The following is a 21,148-nucleotide window of genomic DNA, read 5'->3' as shown; positions in this document are numbered from 1 at the left end:
CCATGAAAAAGAATGTCGCACTATTAGATTACGGTTCGGGGAATGTACGTTCTGCCCATCGCGCATTGGAACGCGTCGGTGCGGAGGTTACAGTAACCGCCGATCCGGACACGGTACTGGCCGCCGATGGGCTGCTGGTTCCAGGGGTTGGTGCCTATGCGGCATGTATGGCTGGGTTGAACCGAATCTATGGTCCGCGACTTATTGGGCAACGGCTCGCCGGGTCCCGCCCCGTCATGGGGATTTGCGTCGGCATGCAAATCATGTTTGAGAAAGGGGTAGAACATGGCGAGCAAACCCAAGGTTGTGGCCAGTGGCCGGGAACCGTCGAAAAGCTAGACGCCGCGGTTTTACCGCACATGGGGTGGAACACCGTGTCGGCTGCCGCTGATTCGGAAATGTTTGCCGGATTAGATACCGATACTCGGTTTTATTTCGTCCACTCCTACGGTGTAAAAAACTGGGAATTTCAGCCCGACGGTCTCACCACCCCGCCACAGGTCACCTGGAGCACCCATGAACAGTGCCACTTTGTGGCGGCCGTTGAAAACGGGCCGCTGTGGGCAACCCAATTCCACCCAGAGAAATCTGGTGACGCAGGGGCGACACTACTGGAAAACTGGCTAAAGCAGTTGTGATATTTTTCAAGTGGTTTCCTTATGATATGCCCTCATCAAAGAGATTGTTCGCCACAATGGGTCATGTAAGGTAATCGGCGTTATTCGACGCTACACTAAAGCACTATGGTGTTTTGTTTAATTCCCGCGGTAGATGTTGTGGCAGGTCAAGCGGTTCGGCTCGACCAAGGTGAGGCTGGTACCGAAAAGAACTACGGCAGCCCCTTGGAGTCAGCCTTGAAATGGCAAGACCAAGGTGCAACCTGGCTTCATTTTGTCGATCTCGATGCGGCCTTTAATCGAGGCAGTAACCACGAAATGATGGCGGAAGTTATCAGTCAACTAGACATCAATGTGGAACTTACTGGTGGCATTCGAGATGACGCCTCCCTAGAACGGGCATTCGCCACCGGTGCGCGCCGGGTAAATATCGGCACCGCCGCGTTGGAAAACCCAGAGTGGATCAGGGACGTACTGTCTCGCCACGGCGAAAAAATTGCGGTAGACATCGCGGTTCGGCTTGTCGACGGCGAATGGCGCACCCGAGGTAACGGTTGGGTGTCCGACGGCGGCGATCTGTGGGAAGTATTAGAACGACTAGATTCCGATGGGTGCAAACGGTTTGTAGTCACCGATGTGTCCAAAGACGGTACCTTAACCGGGCCCAATGTCGACCTACTTCGGGAAGTGGCCCAAGCAACCGACGCAAAGATTGTGGCGTCCGGCGGTATTTCCACCGTGGCGGATCTGGTGGAGCTTGCCCGATACGAAGATGAAGGCATTGATTCGGCGATCATCGGTAAGGCTCTTTATGAAGGTCGATTTACTCTCCCTGAGGCAATTGCCGCGTTATGAGTGAGCTGCGGGAACTGTACCACATCGCTGAGGCTGTGGTAGACGAGGCGGAACGTATGTTCCGGCAGGGGATAGGGGCACATCCAAGTCACATCAAAGACGCCGGACAGTTTGCTACTGAGATGGATCTTGCCATCGAACAGGTGTTACGCGAACAATTGACTGCACTTACCGGTCTGCCGGTATTCGGCGAAGAATACGGTGGTCAGCAAGGAACGTTCACCTGGGTGGTGGATCCGATCGACGGTACTGCCAATTACGCCGCAGGCAACCCCATGAGTGCCATACTGCTTAGCCTCATGTCAGATAATCAGCCAGTGCTCGCAATCACCAGCGTTCCGCTGGTCGCGCAGCGATTTGGTGCCTTCGATTCCTCCCCGCTATTTATCAACGGACAACCACAACGCCCCCTCACCGAACGACCTCGGGTGGCAGCCCACGTCGGGTTTTCCTCCGTTTCTTCAACAACTGGAAGTAAAAAGGCACAGTTCCCATCGTTAATGAGACACGGACTACTTGCGGAATTAACCAAAACCTACCTGCGTCCCCGCATTACTGGTTCTGTGGGTATTGATCTGGCTTACACCGCCGCTGGCATATTTGGTGGTGCGGTGAGCTTTAGTCCCCACGTTTGGGACAATGCGGCGGGGGTTTTGCTATGTCGAGCTGCTGGTGCGAAAGTCACCGACCTTGACGGTAACGAGTGGACATCCAAGTCGCTGGGGGCAATCGTTGGCACGGATAATGCGCATGAAACAATCCTTAGTACCATGAACACAGTCCGAGATTCCTATTAACCCTCAGCTTGAAGGAGCGTAACCCACAATGGCAGTAGCGATCAGGGTCATCCCGTGTCTTGATGTTGACAACGGTAGGGTGGTCAAAGGAATCAACTTCACTGGCCTTACAGACGCCGGTGACCCAGTAGAACTCGCCGCCCGATATGACGCGGAAGGTGCAGACGAATTAACCTTTCTCGACGTATCCGCATCCAAAGACGGACGCGGCACCATGCTTGACGTTGTGCGACGCACCGCCGAGCAAGTTTTCATCCCGCTCACCGTTGGCGGCGGAGTGCGCAGCGAATCAGACGTCGACGAGCTCTTGCGCGCAGGCGCCGATAAAGTAAGCGTCAATACCTCCGCCATTGCTAGGCCGGAACTACTGAGTGAACTATCCCGCCGATTCGGTGCACAGTGCGTGGTACTAAGCGTCGATGCTCGACGGGTCCCCGAAGGCGGAATTCCGCAACCATCCGGCTTCGAAGTGACAACTCACGGCGGCACTCGTTCTGCCGGGCTAGATGCCGTTGAGTGGGCTAAACGTGGGGAAGAACTAGGGGTCGGCGAAATCCTTCTTAACTCCATGGACGGAGACGGAACAAAAGCAGGATTCGACATTGAGCTGATAGAAAAAGTACGTGCTGCCGTCTCCATCCCTGTTATCGCCTCCGGTGGTGCCGGGACACCAGAACATTTCCCACCCGCCATCAATGCCGGTGCCAATGCTGTTTTAGCCGCATCCATCTTCCACTTTGGTGAAGTAACTATCCCGGAAGTAAAAGCAAAAATCGCCGATGCGGGTTACGAGGTTCGCTAACTTCGTCACAACACCTAGCCGCAACCAGCCGAAAAAATCACATCCCACACAACCTCCGACGAAAAGTTCTCATGACCAACACCACAGACAATCCCATTGACTACCAACTAGCACCCGATATCGCAGAGCGCGTGCGGTTCAATGCAGACGGGCTCGTCCCCGCCATCGTCCAAGCGTCGGAAAGCAACGAAGTTCTCATGATGGCCTGGATGGACTCGCATGCCCTGGCCTACACACTCGCTACCCGGCGCGGTACCTATTTTTCACGGTCACGAAACGAATACTGGATCAAGGGTTTGACCAGTGGACACACTCAACACGTGGAATCCGTCCGACTCGATTGCGACGGCGACACCATACTACTGAGCGTCGTACAGACAGGTGCAGCCTGCCACACTGGAGATCGCAGCTGCTTTGATGCGGATCAACTTCTCTAACATCTAGCGAGGCGTAACGAAATGACGAAAACACGAATCGCAGCGTTATTAATCGGTGTCGGGGCAGCCATCTTATGGGGGGCTTCCCGGATGACCTGGCTGACCGTGCAGGCATTCGACGACAAATCTGGAACCAAAACCCTCGACATTATCGGTGCACTCTGGTCAACAGAAACCACGGCAGTAAGTTTGGTGCTGGTGGCTGCCTGTGTTGCAGCTTTAACGTTACGACGTTTAGCGCGCCGGGTTGTCGGGATAATTGCCGCATGTGCAGCTGGTATTGCTGGCTGGTCTGCTCTTGATATTGTGCTTGGTGCCGGACCAGATCCACAACGTGCTTTAAGTATTTTGAGTTCTCAGACCGCTACAGCACACCAAAGCAAAGGCGCGTTGTTGGCCAATTGGGCCGAAATTACCGATATATCCGTACATTCCACTGGCGTTGTCGTAGCGGTTCTAGGTGCTGCGCTGGCAATATTTGCAGGTACGTTACTGGCGGTCGCTCCTGGGATAGATAAGCCCAAGGCAAACCAATATGAGCGTAAACAAACCCGTGAGTCGCGCATTGAAGAGGATCTTGAAGCCGACCCGGATTCTGGTCGGATTATGTGGGATGCGCTAGATGCAGATATTGACCCGACCGACCCCAAGCGCTAAGCATATTTGCTAATGAAATGAAACTGGGGGTGATTTATTTCACTCGATTGCTGCCGCTATGAAAACTTAAAAAATTTAGCGGTGGAATCTAAATTGGCTCATATCACGGGAACAAATAAATTCTTATGTGTCATGACAACTACCGGGGTGATTGTGATGCTGGGGGTGATTGAATCCACGACCACAGTACTGCGAAAGTCACTGCCAATTTTAGTTGTCGCCCAACCACGCGTTAGCCTTTAACAGGAAGGTTTTTTAATCGCGGTGCTTTGTGCCCGTTAAAAACCGGCACTGTGTAAAGCGCAACCCTAAGAGATTGGTAGGGCAACGACGTGACTACAGTCTTTGAAGAGATCATTGCAGGCGTCAAAGACGACGTTGCTGCGCGGGAGGCTGTTGTCCCATTCCGAGACATCAAAGCCAGATCCCGTGACTGTGAACCACCCCGTGATGTTATGTCAGCTCTGCTTGCTCCTGGTTGCCAACTTATTGCCGAGGTTAAGCGGTTTGACCCAGAAACTGGACGGATCGCGTATCAAGAAGCCCCCACCGAACTCGCTCGGCAGTTTGAGGTAGGCGGCGCGGCACTAATCGCCTGCCATACAGAGCAACGACGGTTCCATGGCTCGTTGGCGGAAATGGCTGATGTCCGGGCAACCGTATCTGTTCCGATATTATGTCGAGATTTCATCATCGATCCTTACCAAATTCATGAAGCGCGCTGTTTTGGCGCGGATATGATTCCACTTCGGGTTGCGGTTTTGGATCAACCACATCTTTGCTCACTGTTGGATCGGGTGGAGTCTCTTGGAATGGCAGCATTAGTTGAAGTGCGAAATCCTGAGGAAGCAATCCGGGCTATAGATGCAGGTGCAAGCATAGTTGGCGTCAACGCCCGGGATTTTGAAACAATGACGCTGAACCGGCAGGCATTCGCTGAGATAGCTCCTGGCTTGCCGAGTGATGTAATCAAGATTGCGTTATCTGGTGTGCGTAACGCAGCAGAACTTTACGAATACGCATCTAGGGGAGCAGACGCGGTGGTTATCGGAACTTCGCTTGTTACGGCCAAGTCACCGCTAGCGCTTACCCGCGCATTGGTTTCCGCAGCCCAACATCCTGCCTGCCCTAGCAGGTAACGAACCTCTGATGTGGTCTTGGGGGTAGTTTTCGGGCACACTGTTGTAGGTCACAGAAATAGCCGAGAACAGTTTTGGAGAGTTTAAGCGTGATCGTTTCCACCCTTGCATATATTCCATCGCCGCCCCAAGGAGTATGGTTCCTAGGGCCAATTCCCATCCGTGCATATGCATTATGCATTATCGCAGGCATACTTGTAGCTTTAGCTATCGGGCGAAAGCGATACGCCGCGCGCGGTGGAAACCCAGACATGGTGTTAGATGCCGCTATCATCGCGGTCCCGGCGGGTATCGTTGGTGGTCGGTTGTATCACGTGATTACAGACTACGACAAGTATTTTTGCGGTGACTGCAATCCTATTGATGCCTTGAAAATTACCAACGGCGGGTTAGGGATCATGGGTGCCGTTTTGGTCGGCACTGTCTGCGTATATGCTTACTTTCGGTATAAAAAAGTTCCGTTTGCGCCTTTTGCAGACGCATTAGCTCCTGGTGTCGTATTGGCTCAGGCGATTGGTCGACTAGGCAATTGGTTTAATCAAGAGCTTTACGGTGAGGAGACCACCGTGCCCTGGGCGTTGGAGATTTACTACCGGGTGAATTCGGCTGGGGAATATGCGCCGTTAACAGGGCGTTCTACCGGGGAAGTGATCGCTACCGTGCATCCCACTTTCCTTTATGAAATGTTGTGGAACATTCTCGTATTTATTTTCCTCATTAACATGGATCGCATTTTTAAACTGGGGCACGGCCGGGTATTCGCGCTGTATGTTGCAAGTTATGCGGCAGGCCGTTTCGTGATTGAAAATATGCGAACTGATGAGGCGACGTTGGTCTATGGTATTCGTATCAACGCAATCGTGACGGCCGTCATTTTCGTCCTTGCTCTGGTGGTTTTCTTCCTGCTGAAATCCGGAAGAGAAACTCCGGAACAAGTCGGGGGACATGCTCATTGCATAAACGCCAACTCTGACACTGCTACTGAGGAAGTCGGTGGTGTCGATCAGACTGTCATGCCGGAATCTAAGTCGGAAATCCAAACCATTGAATCGCCCGGCGTCGAAAAGCAATAATTTCGGTAGCGTGCAAGTAAATTGCCAGTGCATGTGGCGCTAAATAATGACATTTGGCGTGCAGCTAAGCGATGGCATGCAAAATGTGAGCTAAATCGCGTACCTGTCCAAAATGTCTGAATGTGCCCGCTCATGCCCGTTTTTCTTCGGTTTGTCAGGTGTGAGTTGCGCTAGTTTTTCACCTTTCCTGCTTGTTCTTCGCGTTTGGCACTCGCAGGATCGGCGATTCAGGATTAGTGTTTAAGGCATGGAACGTCGCACAAAAATTGTCTGTACTCTTGGTCCGGCAGTAGCAAGCCAGGACGCTATTCTTCGGCTCGTGGAAGACGGCATGGATGTCGCCCGCATGAACTTCTCCCACGGTGACCATGCTGACCACGAGCAAAACTACAAGTGGGTACGTGAAGCAACCGACAAGACCGGGCATGCTGTCGGTATCCTCGCTGACCTGCAAGGGCCTAAGATTCGATTAGGGCGCTTCGCGACCGGAGCTACCTTCTGGGCCACCGGTGAAGAAGTCCGCATCACGGTTGAAGAATGTGAAGGCACCCACGACCGAGTATCCACCACCTACAAGAACCTGGCGAAAGACGCAAAGCCCGGTGACCGGCTGCTTGTCGACGACGGCAAGGTCGCACTTGTGTGCAAAGCAGTGGAAGACAATGACGTTATCTGTGAAGTTGTCGAAGGCGGCCCAGTTTCCAACAACAAGGGTGTCTCGCTACCCGGCATGGACATTTCCGTCCCAGCGCTTAGCGAAAAAGACATCAAAGACCTGCGTTTTGCCCTCAAACTCGGCGTAGATTTCATCGCGCTCTCCTTCGTTCGTTCCCCACAAGATGTTGAATTGGTTCATGCGATCATGGACCAAGAAGGCCGGCGCATTCCGGTGATTGCGAAACTGGAAAAGCCGGAAGCTGTTGAAGCGTTGGAATCAATCGTCCTCGCTTTTGACGGCATCATGGTTGCTCGCGGCGACTTAGGCGTGGAATGCCCGCTTGAGCAAGTGCCGCTGGTGCAAAAACGCGCTATCCAAATCGCGCGGGAAAATGCCAAGCCCGTTATCGTGGCTACCCAGATGCTTGATTCCATGATCGAAAACTCCCGCCCCACCCGTGCTGAAGCCTCTGACGTGGCCAATGCAGTTCTTGACGGCGCCGACGCAGTTATGTTGTCCGGCGAGACTTCGGTCGGTACCGACCCGCACAACGTGGTACGTACCATGAGCCGCATCGTTACCAGCGCGGAAACCGACGGCAACGTTCCTGACCTGGCACACATTCCACGCACCAAGCGCGGCGTTATTTCTTACTCCGCTCGTGACATCGCCGAACGCCTCAATGCGAAAGCACTGGTGGCATTCACCACCTCCGGCGACACCGCTAAACGTGTCGCTCGACTCCGCTCCAGGCTGCCACTCTTGGTTTTCACCCCGCTGCCTGAAGTCCGCAGTCAACTCGCACTGACGTGGGGTGCGGAAACATTCCTCACCCCACCAATGCACAACACCGATGAGATGCTGCTCGAAATTGATAACCAGCTTCTCGCTATGGACGAGTATTCACGCGACGACATGATGGTAATCGTTGCTGGTACCCCGCCAGGAGTCTCTGGTAACACCAATATGATTCACGTTCACCTGCTTGGTGAGGATACTTCCTTGCCACCAACGGCCTAACGCCTTAAGCCCTCAACCCCCAGCTATGCCAAGTAGTTGGGGGTATTTTTTGACGCTGGGAAAAGCCTGGTGGCGACGAAAAGAGAAGCCCGCATGAGGTGCTGCTTAGCTTTCGCTTGTCGACGGCCGATGCGGCGAGGTGGTTATGGTGTGTGGGGGTATTGATAGGGTTTCAGTAACAGTTGGTAAGGCGAGACAGAAAAAGTGTATGGAAGTGTTGCATGACGTTGCTTCCAGTTTGTTTTGTTTTGCGTATTGGAAGGGAAGTGTTCGTATGGGAATGTCGCGATTGGCTGTCGCAATGGTGTCAGCCGTAGCGGTGGGTGCAGGGACGGTTGTGTCGGTCGCCGCGCAGGAAACCCCGTGGATCACCATGGAAATGACGGACTACACCAAAGAAGAGAGGTGTGTGTTTGGTCCGGGCCAGATTCATGATTCGGCGATCGATGCGTTGGCGGAAAAACACAAAGATCGTGCAGCCAGTGGACTTGCTGCAGCCTTGGACGAGCTCGGAATTGACCAATCGAAATTTGACCACTGGTTTGAAACTGGTGACGGTGGAGCTGAACTGGAGAAACAAATCTCCAAGGGCCGGTACTCCCAACCCCCAAAACGGGAGCTGGAAAGCCTGAAAAAATTCAAGAAGCTTGCCGTGGGTGACCGCGAAGCGTACAAAGAATTTCTATTGCGTATATTGCCATCGGAAATGAAAATTGAGGGCTTTGATGCTGCCCCGTTTAACATGAGGGTGGAACGCCGAACGCTGAAGACGCAGGCTAGGGCGGCAGACAGTATCTTTTGGTATGTCAATCAAAACGCATCACCACCAGTCGGAAAAAACCTTAATCGATCCATGTCGGATGTCTATCTGGATGGAGTGGAGCCTGTAATTGCAATCATTGATCCATGCGCGGAAAAGATATCAGGTTCATCTGTGGCAGGCACGATTTCTTCCGATTTCAGCAGTAATGCCCGAGAGATAACCGACAAAATTTCGAGCGAAGATCCAACTGAAGGAGAAAACCAGGGAAGTTCCTTGCAGCGGTTTTTCACGGTCATCTTCGGGAAATACAACGTGATCCTTCTCTTTATTGCTACACTCCTTAAAACTCTTGACAACTTAGGGGAGCGGATGGGAGGTAATGTTTCAAAGGGATCTTCTGGTTCCTCTGATAAATAAGCTACACATCAGCTAAGAGTTTTTGTGCTGCACAGGATGCACAGAAACTCTTCTTTTATTGATGCTTGTCGACGATCCATCCGGTGGGGTAGCGCAGAAACAAGAGGTGCATCGGCTGGACCACGGCGGTGCTATCCCGCGCCACAAAGCCTTGCAACGGGCAAAGCCACAATGACCAGTTTCGATGAGTTTGAAACTAGCCCGATAACGATGCAGAAAGTCGCAGTGCGTTGAGGACCTCCAGCAAGATTGGATATGGTGCTGCGTTTTTCCTGTTCGGATATGCACACAAGAAGCACTCCGACCACATTACGAAAGACAACATCGTGCTGCTCATCACTACTATCGCCCTATGCGTCGATAAGGTTTCTAACCGAAGAAGTTGACGCTAAAATTCCGTAGGTTTGATTCCTACAGCACGTCAGGTGGTGGTTTGGTGGTGTTTGGCCATAATCGGAATGGCAGATACTGTCGGCAACCTTATAGCGAAACTGTTGCCTGATTCGGTGCCGTAGTCAGATAGCCTGCCAACTGCATTTTAGGACGATTCCATGCCGCCGTAGAGCTTCGCTGGTTCACCAGTCGGGTCGGGAAGTTCCAGGATTTGGAAATACCCGCAATCCCCGATGACGAATGAATCGTCGATTGAGTCCAGGGTGACAAGATGCTGCCAATTTTCTTGATGTGATTCGTCAAGGCCGTGATATTCACAGGCATCTTCACTGGGGTCGTGGTAACCGGCGTAGTGGCCGCCGTATCGAATATCGCCATACGGGGCGACTACTTCAAGCACCTCCCCGTAGGTATCTTGGACGTCGTAATCGTCGCCGAAAAGCTCTTCATACTGGTAGCCACATTCACGTGGAATGTCGTGGGTGAGGGTGCTTCTAAGCAGATGCGGAGTGGCGAAAAGTTCATGGACTTTTGTGCTATCGCCCACCGCATAAAACGAGGGGTACACAAAGTTTTTAGGTGAAGGCATACGCACCAGCGGGGTTCCGGTTGGGATACGTTCCACATGGACTGCTGCTGGATATGCCTCTTTTCCGGCAAAGACCAGCAGAAGTTCGTCGGCAAGCGGTGAAAGCTGAAGCTGGAATAAAAACGCAAGCGGATTGCCACCATCATCGGTCGGCCAAGTAAACTCGGCCGGAACGTCAGGTTCGCCACCGATGCGGCTGACCCCAAGCGGTATCTCGGCGGGGGTTGCGGCAAGGATATTAAAGCAGAGCGTTTCACGCACGGAAGCGATGATGCGGTCGGCGTATTCGGCAAGGTACTCGTCACCGGTTTCATCGATTGTGGTGCGGATTGCATCGAGGGCGTCCATGAGGCTAATCGCTTTCGTTAAGATTTTTAGTCTGTGATGCAGCCATAGACGCGACGGTTACCTAATGCGTCGACATGCTGCAGTATGTGGAAGTATCCGACATTCCGAATACAAAGATCATCGTATGCTGTTTCGGCGGATTACGTTACTGATTCCAAGCACCAAACAATCGGCCATATTGCTGCCATGATCGTTGTCCGGGGCATCACCGATCCGACGAATTCCAGTTGGAGTTTCTTGCGTTACGGGTGCTCCGATCGGATGGCCGGGGTATGCGCGGTGAAAGCCTTAATGATTTAGGTTTCCAATGACCCGTAGGTGTGGCGGTTACCATTTGTATCGGTGCGCTGCAAGATTTGGAAGTAGCCAGCGTCCCAGATGCACAACTTGTCCAGTTCTAACTGTTCGGAGGGTTCTACGGATTCTAAACAGGTCAGTAACGACCAGTCGGCCACATTGCTGCCGTCTGTGATGAATTCTGCGGGGTCGTATCCGATCCCACGATGGTAGTCGCCGAAGCGAACAATGACGTTTCCATGGTCCGGTTCAGCCATGAGAATAAATTGTTCGTAGGTTTCTGCAAAATCTTCAATGATGTCCTCATCGTCCGGGACTATGTCGAGAAGCTTCTCGTAAGCTGTGGAAACCCACCGGGGGAGGTCGAGTCCTTCGTGGGCGGTGAGGGTGTGCGGAGTTGCGAATACGGAGCGGGGGTTGGTGTCGTCGTAAAAGCGGGGGAGCTGCCTATTCTTCGGAACAGCCGCGGGTGCTAGCGGAGTGTTTTTCGGGAAGAATTCCACGTGATGGGGGACATCAGCGCCGGAGCCGTGATCGCCGATGAATACTGCGATGAGTTGGTCGTCGATTAGTAATTGGTAGAGAAACGTCAGCGGTTCGCCGTTGTTGGTGGGCCAGACGAAGTCGTGTGGTACGTCAGGGGCACCCCCGATCCGGCTTATTCCGATTGGGGTTTCTTTGGTTACGGGTGCACCGATCGTGAACCAGATTGCAGGTTTAGCTGATTGGCAGATTACTTCGGTATACGGGTCGAGAATCCTCTGATCCCTTTGGATGATAGCGGTGGCAATATCCTGTATCGAATGAAACATAGTAGTGTCCTAGCGCGATCGGGCGGTTGAGGTATGGACGGCGAAAGCCTTAATGATTTAGGTTTCCAATGATCCGTAGGTGTGGCGGTTACCATTTGTATCGGTGCGCTGCAAGATTTGGAAGTAGCCAGCGTCCCAGATGCACAACTCGTCTAGCTCCAACTGATCGGAGGGTTCTACGGATTCTAAACAGGTCAATAGCGACCAGTCGGCGGCGTCGCTGCCGTCATCAATGTCCTCTGCCGGGTCGTAGCCGATGCCGCTGTGGTAGCCGCCAAACCGCACGATGACGTCGTCGCTGGGTTCCGTCATGAGGCTTAACTCATTGAAGCTATCTTCCTGGTCGAGGAAATCGGCGTCGTCGGCAAAAAGTTCTTCGTGCGCCCGCGAAAACCAGCGGGGGAGGTCGAGTCCTTCGTGGGAGGTGAGGGTGTGCGGGGTTGCGAATACGGAGCGGGGGTTGGTGTCGTCGTAAAACGAGGGGAGTTGTCTGTTCGTCGGGACAGTTGCTGGTGCTAGTGGAGTGTTTTTCGGGAAGAATTCCACGTGATGGGGGACATCAGCGCCGGAGTCGTCATCGCCGATGAATACTGCGATGAGTTGGTCGTCGATTAGTAATTGGTAGAGAAACGTCAGCGGTTCGCCGTTGTGGATGGGCCAGACGAAGTCGTGTGGTACGTCAGGGGCACCCCCGATCCGGCTTATTCCGATTGGGGTTTCTTTGGTTACGGGTGCACCGATCGTGAACCAGATTGCAGGCTTGGCTGCCTGGCAGATGTGGTCGGTGAAGGGGGTTAAAACGCCGTCGTCAAGCGTGCTTATGGCGGCTGCGATGTCCTGCGGGTTAGTAAACACAGCAACAGTTTAATGCATCGACGTTTTAGCTTTTCGACGGGAAAACAACACTGGTGAGAGAAAAGACCAACGGTTGAGAATGATCAATGATTCAGCCCCTCGAATGCACTAAGTGTGCAGGATGATCTGTGAAAAGGAGAGCACAATCTGTTTTCCTTGTGCGGATTCTGGCTTTGGTAGCATGGCGGACATGTCGAACAACGAGGAATCAAAGAATTATTCATTGATGAGTGTTCCCGATCACCTATATGTTGAGTCGGGTGAAGGAAAGAAAACCTTTGGTATTGGTTATTTCCCAGCAATGACCTTGGGGCCGGTGCTCGGTCTTATCCTGGGAAGCGTGATCAACGATCTTCCTATGGGCGTTGTTATCGGTACGTTTGCGGGAATCTTCATGTGGATGCTCTTTCCCAACGGGGACTAAGAATAACCAAAAAAACTCCCAACCAAGGACTTCCTTTAATCCTTGGTGGAGAGCTTTTTTCAGTGTGTTAGATCTTGGTGGCTTCTAGTTTCCACACTTCACGGGCGTAATCGCCGATGGTGCGGTCGGAGGAGAAGCGGCCAGATTCGCAAATATTGATCCAGCACTTTCTGGCCCAACCGAGCCGATCGTTGTAGAAGTCCCGAGCCATCTTGTCGCGGGTCTCGCGGAACGCCGCAAAATCGCCGAGTACGTAGTAGACGTCTGGGGTTTCCCAACCGCCGCCGTCGAGAAGCGAGCACCGCAAGTCGTGGAACATTCCGGAGTGGTTGTCGTGCAGGGTGCCGTCGACAAGCGCATCGAGAACTCGCTTGAGACCAGGAACAGTCTCATAGTGGTGGTGCGGGTTGTAGTGCGCACGTAGTTCCGGAAGTTCTTCCACCTTCGCGCCGAAGATGTAGGCGTTGTCGTCGCCAACGGAATCAACGATTTCAACGTTGGCGCCGTCAAGGGTGCCCAGTGTCAGTGCACCGTTCATCATGAACTTCATGTTGGAGGTGCCGGAGGCTTCTTTACCGGCGGTGGAAATCTGCTCCGAGACGTCTGCGGCAGGGATGATGTGCTCCGCTGGAGAGACGTTGTAGTTTTCGACGAAAACTACCCGCAGCTTCTGGGAAACCACTGGGTCATTATTGACCAGATCGCCGATGGCGTTGATGAGTTTGATAATAGCCTTGGCACGCACGTAACCCGGTGCGGCCTTGGCGCCGAAGATAAAGGTGCGTGGTGGAACGTTAGCTTCGCCATCGACCTTGATCCGGAAGTAGAGGTCAAGAACGTAGAAGGCGTTCATCAGCTGGCGCTTGTATTCGTGCAAGCGCTTGATCTGAACATCGTAGATGGAAGTTGGATCGATGCTGATTCCTTGGCGGTCTTTGATCCACCCGGCGAAATCGACCTTGTTGGCATCCTTGATATCAAGAAGTTCCTGCATGACTGCATCGTCGGTCACGTAATCACGCAGCTTCTTTAGCTCATCCAGGTTGGTTACCCACGAATCGGAGCCAGAAAGCCTGGTGAGTAGTTCAGACAGCCTGGGGTTACACATCTTCAACCAGCGACGTGGGGTAACACCATTGGTTTTGTTATTAAACTTCTCCGGCCAGATTCCGTACCACTCTTTTAAGGTATCGGCTTTGATGATTTCGGTGTGCAACGCGGCGACACCGTTGATGGAATAAGCCGCATAGCAGGCAATCCACGCCATGTGCACCACGCCGTCGCGCACTGGCGACATGTAGTGAATTTGATCGGGGTTGATGTTAAGTTCGGCTAGTTCCTCGCGGAATCGGCGATCGATTTCCACGACGATTTCGAAGACGCGATGGAAAAGTTGCTGGAAAATGGAGCAGGACCATTGTTCCAACGCTTCAGCCAAAACGGTGTGGTTGGTGTAGGCAAAGGTCTCGGTGACGATCTTCCAAGCAGCCTCCCAGGTCATGCCGTGCTCGTCGAGAAGCAACCGCATGAGCTCCGGAATTGCCAAAACTGGGTGGGTATCGTTGAGCTGAATCGAATTGTATTTTCCGAAATCGCTCAAATCTTCGCCGTGGTGAGCGATGTAATTGTCGATCATCGCTTGCAAGGATGCGGAAACAAAGAAATATTGTTGCCGAACGCGAAGCACTTTTCCGGCATAGGTGGTGTCGTTTGGATAAAGCACCCGGCACAGGTCCATGACGGCTTCGCGTTCCACAATGGCGTCGGTGAAGCGTTGGGAGTTAAAGGCGTCGTAGTCAAACTCGGCCATGGGTTCTGCTTTCCACAAACGCAAGGTACCCACGTTGTTGGTTCCATAGCCGGTAATCGGCATGTCGTATGGGGTGGCGCGCACGGTCATGTCATCAAAGTGCACGATGCGTTGTTGGTCTTCCCGCCGGATGACAAACGGGTAGCCGTCTTCTTTCCAAGCGTCGGGTTCTTCGGTTTGGAAGCCGTCCGAAAAGATCTGCTTGAACAATCCGTAACGATACAGAATGCCGTAGCCGGTGACTGGGTAGTCTTGAGTCACCGCAGAATCAAGAAAACAGGCTGCGAGGCGTCCGAGACCACCGTTGCCAAGCGCTGCGTCGTTTTCAGCGTCGAGAACGTCGGAGAGTTCGTGTCCGTTGGCACGGGTAGCGGCTTCGGCTTGTTCCACCAAGCCAAGGTTGGTCAGGTTGTTAAGAAGGGCGCGGCCCATGAGAAATTCGGCAGAGAAGTAATGCTGTTGCCGGGTGGCGTTGTATGCCTTGGTGGTTTTCTCCCAGTTATCCGCGATTTGTTCCATCACGGATGCGGAAAGTCCGAACCAGAATTTCCGGTCGGTCGCAGATTCGGGGCTTACGCCAGAAGCCGCGCGGACATGCCCGCTGACGGTGGATTGTAGCTCGGGGAGCTGGTTAGAAACGCTCATATTCGAGTGAAATCTCCTGAAGATAGACAGTAAAAACTTTTGTTATTTAAGTTTCTCGGGGAACCAGTCTAACCGTTCGAGTGTTAAAACGGTTATTCGGGTTTGTAGAATGCATGCTTTTCGACGCTTGATTTTATGTATAGATACAACGAGCCTCCTTTGATGGGATGTCAAAGGAGGCTGGAAGCGGAAGAAAAATATGGCGTAGGGAAGAATTATGCCTTGAAGGAGTCCTTGATCTTCTTGAAGAATTCAACGATCTTCTCGAATACCTTGCCTAGGCCGATGGCTGCAGCAATGGAAGAGAAGTAGTTGAGTAGCTTCTCACCTAAGTTGGACTTGTCCTTGTCCTTGATGATGGAGCTAAGCTCATCAAGCTTGCCCTTGGCCTTGCTGGAACCGCTTTGCTTGTCCTTCTTGTCACCCTTGCAGGTTTCGAGTGCGCTGATCACCTCGGCGTTGATGGTTTCTGGAACCAAAGCCAGTGGGGTTTCGATTACTGCGAGCTTCTCGGTCTTGGCAGCAGCAGCGTCAGCTTTGATAGCTGCGATAGCAGCGTCGATCTTTTCAACCTCGGTGGACTTGTCGGCGGCTGCCTTGGTGAAGGTGGACTTGATGCCCTCAGCGAAGCCTTCCTGGTCCTTAGCTGCAACAAGCTTGCTTGCGGCTACGAGAGCTGCGTGCAGTTTCTCGACCTCAGCGTCAGTGAGCTTGTCGTCTTTTTCTTTAATGACCTTAGCTACTTCGGTGTATGCTGGCTGGTCTTTGGTAGCGCCAATGAACTTGGTGTAGTTCTCCTCGGAAAGGCCGAACTTTTCTTTCGCTGCGGTGATGCCAGCTTCGATGCCTTCAACGTACTTGTTCTTGAACTCAGACAGTTTTGCTGCATCCGCATCGGAGGCAGCGATGGTGCACTTGGCACCTTCAACTGTGCCAGTGAGGGTGATTGGGCTTGCTACACCTTCAGCTGCGAAAGCTGGGATGACGCCGGAAGCGGTTACTGCGGTAGCGCAGGTGACTGCGGTGAAAATGCGGGAGAACTTAGACATGTTCCAATAATCCCCTTATTTAAAGCTTAGGAAAATCTTACAATCGTGAGCATAGCTATTTATGTAGAAAAAGTGCAAGTTTTAGTACATAATTGTATTCTATGCAGGGATTTTGCTGCGTCCATGTTGGTGAATTTCCGTCTCTGGTGTGTTGCGAAGACTTCATTTCTAAATAAAGAAGAGCTAAATATTGAAGAATGTGAATGTTTTATTAAAAAATGACTTAAAGGCTGAGCGGGATGGCCCGGTAGCTGGGCGTATTTTTCCGTTGAGAGTCAAAAATACGACGCTGACTTGGGGATTCAATTGAACCTAAGTGTGCATTAAAATCAAATAAGCTTTAAAAAAATGCGAGAAAGAGAGCAAATGAAAAACCGCTATATCGCAGCAGCCATGCTCAGCCTTGCTGTTGCAACTAGTCAGGCAATCCCGGCGGCAGCACAACCGCCTGCAGCTATTGCGCAAACCGGTGCCGAAGCGCCAGTAGTATCGCCAGCTAATCCTGCGATGCCGGAAGAAAAAGAGAATAAGACCCCAGACGGAAATACTTCCCCCAAACCACAGCCAGAAAACCCTGGGCAGGGTTCTTCCGAAAAAGATCAGATGATAGCCAAAGGCGTTGGCATTTTTGCAGCGGTCATGGTGGTAATCGCAGGCATCGTAGCTTTAATCCGTAAACTCGGGATTCGGTCACCGTTTTAATACCAGACCAACGAGCAGTGGATGGTTGCTCAAAGAGTGTAAGTAATTTACGTAGCCTAGATCCAGCAGGGAAGGGGCCACCTTGGTAGATTCGGACGATGTCCTGTTTTACGACGCCGATTGTGGCTTTTGCGAGCGTGCCAGCCACCTTCTAGGGAGATTAACCACAAATTCGGTGAACATTCGCCCCGCCCACCCAGAATGGACCGACTGCGATCTTCGAGTGCGACGCGAAATAACCGACCATGTGGTGGCCTACTGTGGTGGCACACTCTTTGTCGCGCACCAGGCGATAGGGGCAATACTACGCACGCATGGCCGAAATGCAGGTGTACGGCTTTCAGGTTTCACGCTGACCATTCCGCTGCTATCGCCACTGTGGTCTGCTATTTATTACCGTATCGCCAGGCACCGAAGCGCAATCAGCGCTTTCATTGGTGCCCCACAATGTTCGATTCGGCAGTAATCCTAAAACAGATAAACCCTAGGGACCACTTAGATACGCCAACACGGCAATCAACCCGGCTTCCTGAGCAGCTTTAACTGTGGGAGAAAAATCGGGCAAGAAATTTCCCATGTGATTAACAGGTATCGTCTCAGCGATGGTGCCAGATGCCTCAGCTGCATCCCACTGCTCGGCAGGGGTTGCACCAACAAACCAGAATAGATATGGGCAACCGAAAAACCGTGGAATATGAGAAAAATCTTCTGATGCCGACCATGGGGTTGCTGTAGCTGATTGCGCGCCAAAGTGAGCGTCGAAAAGCGGCCGTACCTTGGCAAAAACCTCCGTACTGTTGTCAGTGACTGGCCCAGTGCCAAAGTAACGAAATGTTGGTTCCTCCTGAATCCCCGAAGCGGCGCATTCTGCCCGCACTACCCGTTCAATGGCGGAATACAGTTGGTGCTTGATTTCGTCGCTGTATGTTCGACAATTGAGCACCAACCGTGCTTCATGCGGGATAGTGTTATTGGAACGACCAGATTCCAAAGTTCCTACCGACACCACCGCGAATTCCTCCGGTGGGATTTCTCGCCCCACAATTCCCTGTAACCGAACAACAATCATCGCAGCCGCAAAGGTTGGATCAATGCTGGTGTGTGGCATGGAACCGTGAGCGGATTTTCCGGTGATGGTTATTTCAATGGAGTCACAAGCGGCTAAAATCGCGCCAGGCAAACTCATGACGGTTCCCGCGTGCCCAGCAATAATATGCTGACCAAAACACACATCCGGGGTGGGTATTATCTGGTCTAACCCGTCATTGATCATACTTAACGCGCCGAGACCGTTTTCTTCACTTGGCTGAAATAAGGCGATAAAAGTTCCAGCCCATTTGTCCCGATTGCCATCTAACTTCGCACACACCCCAAGCAATGCGGTTACGTGAAGATCATGGCCGCACGCGTGCATTACCGGAGTAGTGCCATCGTGCCACGGCATTTCTTTTTCACTCGCATAGAAAACGCCAGTGGTTTCTTTTACTGGTAACGCGTCGAAATCAGCCCGCATGAGTACGCAAGACCCCGGACCATTATGAAAGATTGCGGTGATGCCGTGCCCACCGATGCCGGTGGTGACCTCGCAGTCAAAGTCCGCTAGTTTCGCTGCGATGGCGGCTGCGGTTTCCGCTTCGTGGCCGGATAGTTCGGGGTTAGCGTGTAAATAGTGGTAGAACTCTTCTTGCCAACTTAAGTCACAGTCGAAGTCGGTAGGTGGTAGTGAAATATTGTTTTCGGCCATGGTTACCTATCGTTGTAGAAGCGGGTTATATTTAAGGCTATTGCGCTGGACACGACATTCCGTGGCAATACGGATATTCGCGGCGATTGCGCCTTCTTTTCTCAGCTCGTACATGGCTGAGACTACTCGGTCGCGCATATCCCACGGGGAAATGGTGTTGAGATAAATTTTGGTTCCGCCCTCGAAACCTGCCAAAGTTGATACTCGCCATTTAATCATCACTCGCCACGGGGTGGGGATATCGAGATCAATGGGCTTATGGTGCCATTCCTCATTGCACGGAATTTCAGGGCCAGCAGCGGCGTGGCAGGCGTGAATGAGGTCGCTTAATGCTTGGATTTCGGCTGTGGATTGCAGCCATGGTTCCGGGGTGGCTGACTTAGAAAACACCTCCAAAGTAGGGAAGCGGTGACCGAATCCGGCGAAGCATACGGCGTGGTCATTTTCGGCGATAATGAGGTTTCGGGTGGCGGCGTAATCGACAGCCCACTCGTTATACATGTTGGGGTTCTGTCTGAGCTTGGAAATTTCATGTTCGGCTTGGAAACCGTGTTCATCTATGGCAACCAGTTGTTTATGCAAGTGATCGAAAGATGCGCCGGCTGGTTTCAGCCAGTTTTGGAAAACCGCAACATATGGTGCGTATCTATTTCGTGCATACAAGTCACGCATGGAATCCACGGTGAACGTGGTGAATGTGAAGTGTTCTTCCGGGCTAAGGCTGCCGCTTGATGCTAATTGGCTGTGGTCTGTGGCACCGTCGACAAAGTGTCGTCTTCCGATAATGATGTCGTGGCCGCCACCAAAGAAACACTCAGCGCACTGGAGTAGTTCCTCCTCGCTCAGTGGGGTGGTGTCGCCACTGGCATTGCGTTTGGTTGCCACAGTGTCTAACACGTGCTGTTTTCCTGCCGGGGTGGCCACGTATTCGGCCATGTGTTTGGCTGTGCCTGGGTCCATTTCGTACTGGTAGTTTGCTTTCCAGTAATCATAGGTAACGATTTCGAACAGGTTGGGTACCCGCCGAAACTCGGCGCGGGTGGTATCTAATTCGGCGGCGGGAATGCCACGCAGTATTTCCCAGTTATCGCCAGCGCGGACCACCCGAGATTTCTCTGGTGGGGTTTCTAGTTTCCGGCTTTCGCAAAAGGCGCAGTTAGTTTGGTGGTCGCCGGGAGTTAGCGGACGATGGTCCTGCTGAGGTTGAGTTAAAGGTCGATTACCTCTGCCAGGGACGGTCCACACTTCAGTGCCGGAGAACGGGTTAATTTGTTTAACGGTGCTATCCGCCATTATCTGTATGGGGTTGATACGGGCTGCGAGTGATGTCATGGCTATTAATGTAGTAGGGAGGTTTTGGCGTTTCATAGTGAAGCGGGCACATCGCAGTGAGGTGACGGGCGATGGCGCGTGGCGCTATGCTCGCGGATATTATGATTACCCCTGATTCTTCCTCATCGCAGTCTGCTGCAAGGTTTTCGCTTGTCGACGAATATGCCCGCACGTTTACTTGGCCGTTCGGTTGGCTACAGGGGGTGGGGTTGAACGTGCTTTTGGCAGCGATCTACCTGTTGGTTCGACCGCTTGCGGCTGACGATCACTACGATGTAGTGACATTATTTACGGTGTATTTCGCTAATTTCATAATGGCGGATGTGACCACTACAAACATATTCGGTCATGATTTTCTACGGGCGCAGGCGGCTTCGTCTAATCGGAGCCAGTTTACAAAACTCTTGAGAAATAAGAACATCGTGCAGGCGGTGGTGATCATGATGCCGATGACGGTTATAACTGTGGTAATCACCTGGGTAGTCAATGGGCCTGCGGAAGTGATGCTGGCGATTCCTGCAGTGTTGTATCCAATGTTACTGTGGCTCGGGGTGGGGAATATCCTCTCTGTGCTTTATCCAGTGCCTGCAGTTGGGGTGAAGCGGCGGTGTGCACTTTATCGCCAGTGGCGATGGCATGTTCCGGTATTTATTAGCTACGCGATCCCATGGTTATTGTATGCATTATTTGCGCTCACGGATGTGCCGGGGCAATTGAACGCGCTGATCCGATGGTGCTGTGGCAATCCGCACCCATGGGAGAGTGCGTTAGCGCTGTTGGTGGTTTCAGTCTTTATTTTTATTGTACTCAATCGAATTTCGCTACGTTTGGCGACTCGTCGGGGCCTGGTGCTGCGGCATCACGATGCCATGATCGCTGGTGAACAGAAAGAAGAAAAATCGGTATGGTAGTA

The 21,148-nt window shown here is 52.4% G+C and carries 22 protein-coding genes; 15 read left to right on the top strand and 7 right to left on the bottom strand.

Annotation, left to right across the window (positions count from 1 at the left end; genetic code table 11):
- Positions 1–2: 2 nt before the first annotated feature.
- The 10 genes from hisH (at position 3) to CMUST_RS10115 (ending at position 9,235) form a co-directional block, all read left to right on the top strand.
- On the top strand, positions 3–638 hold the full coding sequence (gene hisH, locus CMUST_RS10160) for an imidazole glycerol phosphate synthase subunit HisH (protein ID WP_047262426.1): 636 nt from the start codon (positions 3–5) through the stop codon (positions 636–638).
- A gap of 105 nt (positions 639–743) precedes the next feature.
- The gene (gene priA, locus CMUST_RS10155; protein ID WP_047262425.1) at positions 744–1,472 is read left to right on the top strand and encodes a bifunctional 1-(5-phosphoribosyl)-5-((5-phosphoribosylamino)methylideneamino)imidazole-4-carboxamide isomerase/phosphoribosylanthranilate isomerase PriA; all 729 of its coding nucleotides are present in this window, start codon (positions 744–746) and stop codon (positions 1,470–1,472) included.
- A complete protein-coding gene (locus tag CMUST_RS10150; RefSeq protein WP_047262424.1) occupies positions 1,469–2,269 on the top strand; it encodes an inositol monophosphatase family protein in 801 nt (266 codons plus the stop codon). The genes priA and CMUST_RS10150 overlap by 4 nt, the downstream gene beginning before the upstream one ends.
- A 28-nt stretch (positions 2,270–2,297) precedes the next feature.
- Entirely contained in the window at positions 2,298–3,071 is a 774-nt protein-coding gene (hisF, locus tag CMUST_RS10145; protein WP_047262423.1) for an imidazole glycerol phosphate synthase subunit HisF, read from the top strand.
- Positions 3,072–3,142: 71 nt separating this feature from the next.
- On the top strand, positions 3,143–3,508 hold the full coding sequence (gene hisI / locus CMUST_RS10140; RefSeq protein WP_047262422.1) for a phosphoribosyl-AMP cyclohydrolase: 366 nt from the start codon (positions 3,143–3,145) through the stop codon (positions 3,506–3,508).
- 21 nt (positions 3,509–3,529) lie between these two features.
- On the top strand, positions 3,530–4,165 hold the full coding sequence (locus tag CMUST_RS10135; protein ID WP_047262421.1) for a TIGR02234 family membrane protein: 636 nt from the start codon (positions 3,530–3,532) through the stop codon (positions 4,163–4,165).
- A gap of 332 nt (positions 4,166–4,497) precedes the next feature.
- Positions 4,498–5,304 (top strand): indole-3-glycerol phosphate synthase TrpC, encoded by an 807-nt coding sequence (gene trpC / locus CMUST_RS10130; protein WP_047262420.1) that lies wholly within the window; start codon positions 4,498–4,500, stop codon positions 5,302–5,304.
- 89 nt (positions 5,305–5,393) lie between these two features.
- Complete coding sequence (gene lgt, locus CMUST_RS10125) at positions 5,394–6,377, top strand: prolipoprotein diacylglyceryl transferase (protein ID WP_083987519.1); 984 nt, start codon at positions 5,394–5,396, stop codon at positions 6,375–6,377.
- A 247-nt stretch (positions 6,378–6,624) separates the two neighbouring features.
- Positions 6,625–8,055 carry a pyruvate kinase gene (gene pyk / locus CMUST_RS10120; protein ID WP_047262419.1) on the top strand — a complete coding sequence of 477 codons (1,431 nt, stop codon included), beginning with the start codon at positions 6,625–6,627 and terminating at the stop codon, positions 8,053–8,055.
- A 274-nt stretch (positions 8,056–8,329) separates the two neighbouring features.
- Positions 8,330–9,235, top strand: a complete 906-nt coding sequence (locus CMUST_RS10115; RefSeq protein ID WP_047262418.1) for a hypothetical protein — start codon at positions 8,330–8,332, stop codon at positions 9,233–9,235.
- A 538-nt stretch (positions 9,236–9,773) separates the two neighbouring features.
- On the opposite strand, the gene CMUST_RS10110 is transcribed toward CMUST_RS10115, so the two are convergent.
- Entirely contained in the window at positions 9,774–10,565 is a 792-nt protein-coding gene (locus tag CMUST_RS10110) for a DUF1963 domain-containing protein (RefSeq protein ID WP_047262417.1), read from the bottom strand.
- Positions 10,566–10,649: 84 nt separating this feature from the next.
- Between CMUST_RS10110 and CMUST_RS16590 the strand changes: the two genes are divergently transcribed.
- Entirely contained in the window at positions 10,650–10,865 is a 216-nt protein-coding gene (locus CMUST_RS16590; protein ID WP_144414185.1) for a hypothetical protein, read from the top strand.
- Here the strand turns inward: CMUST_RS16590 and CMUST_RS10105 are convergent.
- On the bottom strand, positions 10,862–11,674 hold the full coding sequence (locus tag CMUST_RS10105) for a DUF1963 domain-containing protein (RefSeq protein WP_052844655.1): 813 nt from the start codon (positions 11,672–11,674) through the stop codon (positions 10,862–10,864). The genes CMUST_RS16590 and CMUST_RS10105 overlap by 4 nt on opposite strands.
- A gap of 57 nt (positions 11,675–11,731) precedes the next feature.
- Entirely contained in the window at positions 11,732–12,529 is a 798-nt protein-coding gene (locus CMUST_RS10100) for a DUF1963 domain-containing protein (RefSeq protein WP_047262416.1), read from the bottom strand.
- A gap of 190 nt (positions 12,530–12,719) precedes the next feature.
- On the opposite strand from CMUST_RS10100, the gene CMUST_RS10095 reads away from it, so the two are divergent.
- A complete protein-coding gene (locus tag CMUST_RS10095) occupies positions 12,720–12,953 on the top strand; it encodes a ZIP family transporter (RefSeq protein WP_144414184.1) in 234 nt (77 codons plus the stop codon).
- 67 nt (positions 12,954–13,020) lie between these two features.
- On the opposite strand, the gene CMUST_RS10090 is transcribed toward CMUST_RS10095, so the two are convergent.
- Both CMUST_RS10090 and CMUST_RS10085 read right to left on the bottom strand, forming a co-directional pair.
- On the bottom strand, positions 13,021–15,408 hold the full coding sequence (locus tag CMUST_RS10090; RefSeq protein ID WP_047262414.1) for a glycogen/starch/alpha-glucan phosphorylase: 2,388 nt from the start codon (positions 15,406–15,408) through the stop codon (positions 13,021–13,023).
- A gap of 215 nt (positions 15,409–15,623) precedes the next feature.
- Positions 15,624–16,457, bottom strand: a complete 834-nt coding sequence (locus CMUST_RS10085; protein WP_047262413.1) for a hypothetical protein — start codon at positions 16,455–16,457, stop codon at positions 15,624–15,626.
- A gap of 348 nt (positions 16,458–16,805) precedes the next feature.
- On the opposite strand from CMUST_RS10085, the gene CMUST_RS10080 reads away from it, so the two are divergent.
- Both CMUST_RS10080 and CMUST_RS10075 read left to right on the top strand, forming a co-directional pair.
- The gene (locus tag CMUST_RS10080) at positions 16,806–17,159 is read left to right on the top strand and encodes a hypothetical protein (protein WP_158408223.1); all 354 of its coding nucleotides are present in this window, start codon (positions 16,806–16,808) and stop codon (positions 17,157–17,159) included.
- Between the two features lie 82 nt (positions 17,160–17,241).
- A complete protein-coding gene (locus CMUST_RS10075) occupies positions 17,242–17,625 on the top strand; it encodes a DCC1-like thiol-disulfide oxidoreductase family protein (RefSeq protein ID WP_052844653.1) in 384 nt (127 codons plus the stop codon).
- 18 nt (positions 17,626–17,643) lie between these two features.
- On the opposite strand, the gene CMUST_RS10070 is transcribed toward CMUST_RS10075, so the two are convergent.
- Together CMUST_RS10070 and CMUST_RS10065 are read right to left on the bottom strand one after the other, a co-directional pair.
- Positions 17,644–18,903 carry an amidohydrolase gene (locus CMUST_RS10070; RefSeq protein WP_047262411.1) on the bottom strand — a complete coding sequence of 420 codons (1,260 nt, stop codon included), beginning with the start codon at positions 18,901–18,903 and terminating at the stop codon, positions 17,644–17,646.
- Between the two features lie 6 nt (positions 18,904–18,909).
- Positions 18,910–20,235, bottom strand: coding sequence for a DUF4921 family protein (locus CMUST_RS10065; protein WP_047262410.1), 1,326 nt, complete (start codon positions 20,233–20,235; stop codon positions 18,910–18,912).
- Between the two features lie 71 nt (positions 20,236–20,306).
- On the opposite strand from CMUST_RS10065, the gene CMUST_RS16030 reads away from it, so the two are divergent.
- A complete protein-coding gene (locus CMUST_RS16030; protein WP_052844651.1) occupies positions 20,307–21,146 on the top strand; it encodes a hypothetical protein in 840 nt (279 codons plus the stop codon).
- Positions 21,147–21,148 lie beyond the last annotated feature (2 nt).

The sequence above is a fragment of the Corynebacterium mustelae genome, from assembly GCF_001020985.1.
In the GTDB taxonomy this organism is placed as follows: domain Bacteria; phylum Actinomycetota; class Actinomycetes; order Mycobacteriales; family Mycobacteriaceae; genus Corynebacterium; species Corynebacterium mustelae.
This window is presented reverse-complemented; position numbering and strand designations above follow the sequence as displayed.

What these genes read in the sequence shown, in the direction of transcription:
- hisF (WP_047262423.1), top strand. Translation starts at nt 2,298, where the DNA reads ATGGCAGTAGCGATCAGGGTCATCCCGTGTCTTGATGTTGACAACGGT.
- CMUST_RS10150 (WP_047262424.1), top strand. Translation starts at nt 1,469, where the DNA reads ATGAGTGAGCTGCGGGAACTGTACCACATCGCTGAGGCTGTGGTAGAC.
- CMUST_RS16030 (WP_052844651.1), top strand. Translation starts at nt 20,307, where the DNA reads ATGGCGCGTGGCGCTATGCTCGCGGATATTATGATTACCCCTGATTCT.
- CMUST_RS10090 (WP_047262414.1), bottom strand. Translation starts at nt 15,408, where the DNA reads ATGAGCGTTTCTAACCAGCTCCCCGAGCTACAATCCACCGTCAGCGGG.
- CMUST_RS10135 (WP_047262421.1), top strand. Translation starts at nt 3,530, where the DNA reads ATGACGAAAACACGAATCGCAGCGTTATTAATCGGTGTCGGGGCAGCC.
- CMUST_RS10105 (WP_052844655.1), bottom strand. Translation starts at nt 11,674, where the DNA reads ATGTTTCATTCGATACAGGATATTGCCACCGCTATCATCCAAAGGGAT.
- hisI (WP_047262422.1), top strand. Translation starts at nt 3,143, where the DNA reads ATGACCAACACCACAGACAATCCCATTGACTACCAACTAGCACCCGAT.
- CMUST_RS10085 (WP_047262413.1), bottom strand. Translation starts at nt 16,457, where the DNA reads ATGTCTAAGTTCTCCCGCATTTTCACCGCAGTCACCTGCGCTACCGCA.
- CMUST_RS16590 (WP_144414185.1), top strand. Translation starts at nt 10,650, where the DNA reads ATGTGGAAGTATCCGACATTCCGAATACAAAGATCATCGTATGCTGTT.
- pyk (WP_047262419.1), top strand. Translation starts at nt 6,625, where the DNA reads ATGGAACGTCGCACAAAAATTGTCTGTACTCTTGGTCCGGCAGTAGCA.
- hisH (WP_047262426.1), top strand. Translation starts at nt 3, where the DNA reads ATGAAAAAGAATGTCGCACTATTAGATTACGGTTCGGGGAATGTACGT.
- CMUST_RS10110 (WP_047262417.1), bottom strand. Translation starts at nt 10,565, where the DNA reads ATGGACGCCCTCGATGCAATCCGCACCACAATCGATGAAACCGGTGAC.
- CMUST_RS10095 (WP_144414184.1), top strand. Translation starts at nt 12,720, where the DNA reads ATGTCGAACAACGAGGAATCAAAGAATTATTCATTGATGAGTGTTCCC.
- CMUST_RS10070 (WP_047262411.1), bottom strand. Translation starts at nt 18,903, where the DNA reads ATGGCCGAAAACAATATTTCACTACCACCTACCGACTTCGACTGTGAC.
- CMUST_RS10080 (WP_158408223.1), top strand. Translation starts at nt 16,806, where the DNA reads ATGCGAGAAAGAGAGCAAATGAAAAACCGCTATATCGCAGCAGCCATG.
- priA (WP_047262425.1), top strand. Translation starts at nt 744, where the DNA reads ATGGTGTTTTGTTTAATTCCCGCGGTAGATGTTGTGGCAGGTCAAGCG.
- CMUST_RS10115 (WP_047262418.1), top strand. Translation starts at nt 8,330, where the DNA reads ATGGGAATGTCGCGATTGGCTGTCGCAATGGTGTCAGCCGTAGCGGTG.
- CMUST_RS10065 (WP_047262410.1), bottom strand. Translation starts at nt 20,235, where the DNA reads ATGACATCACTCGCAGCCCGTATCAACCCCATACAGATAATGGCGGAT.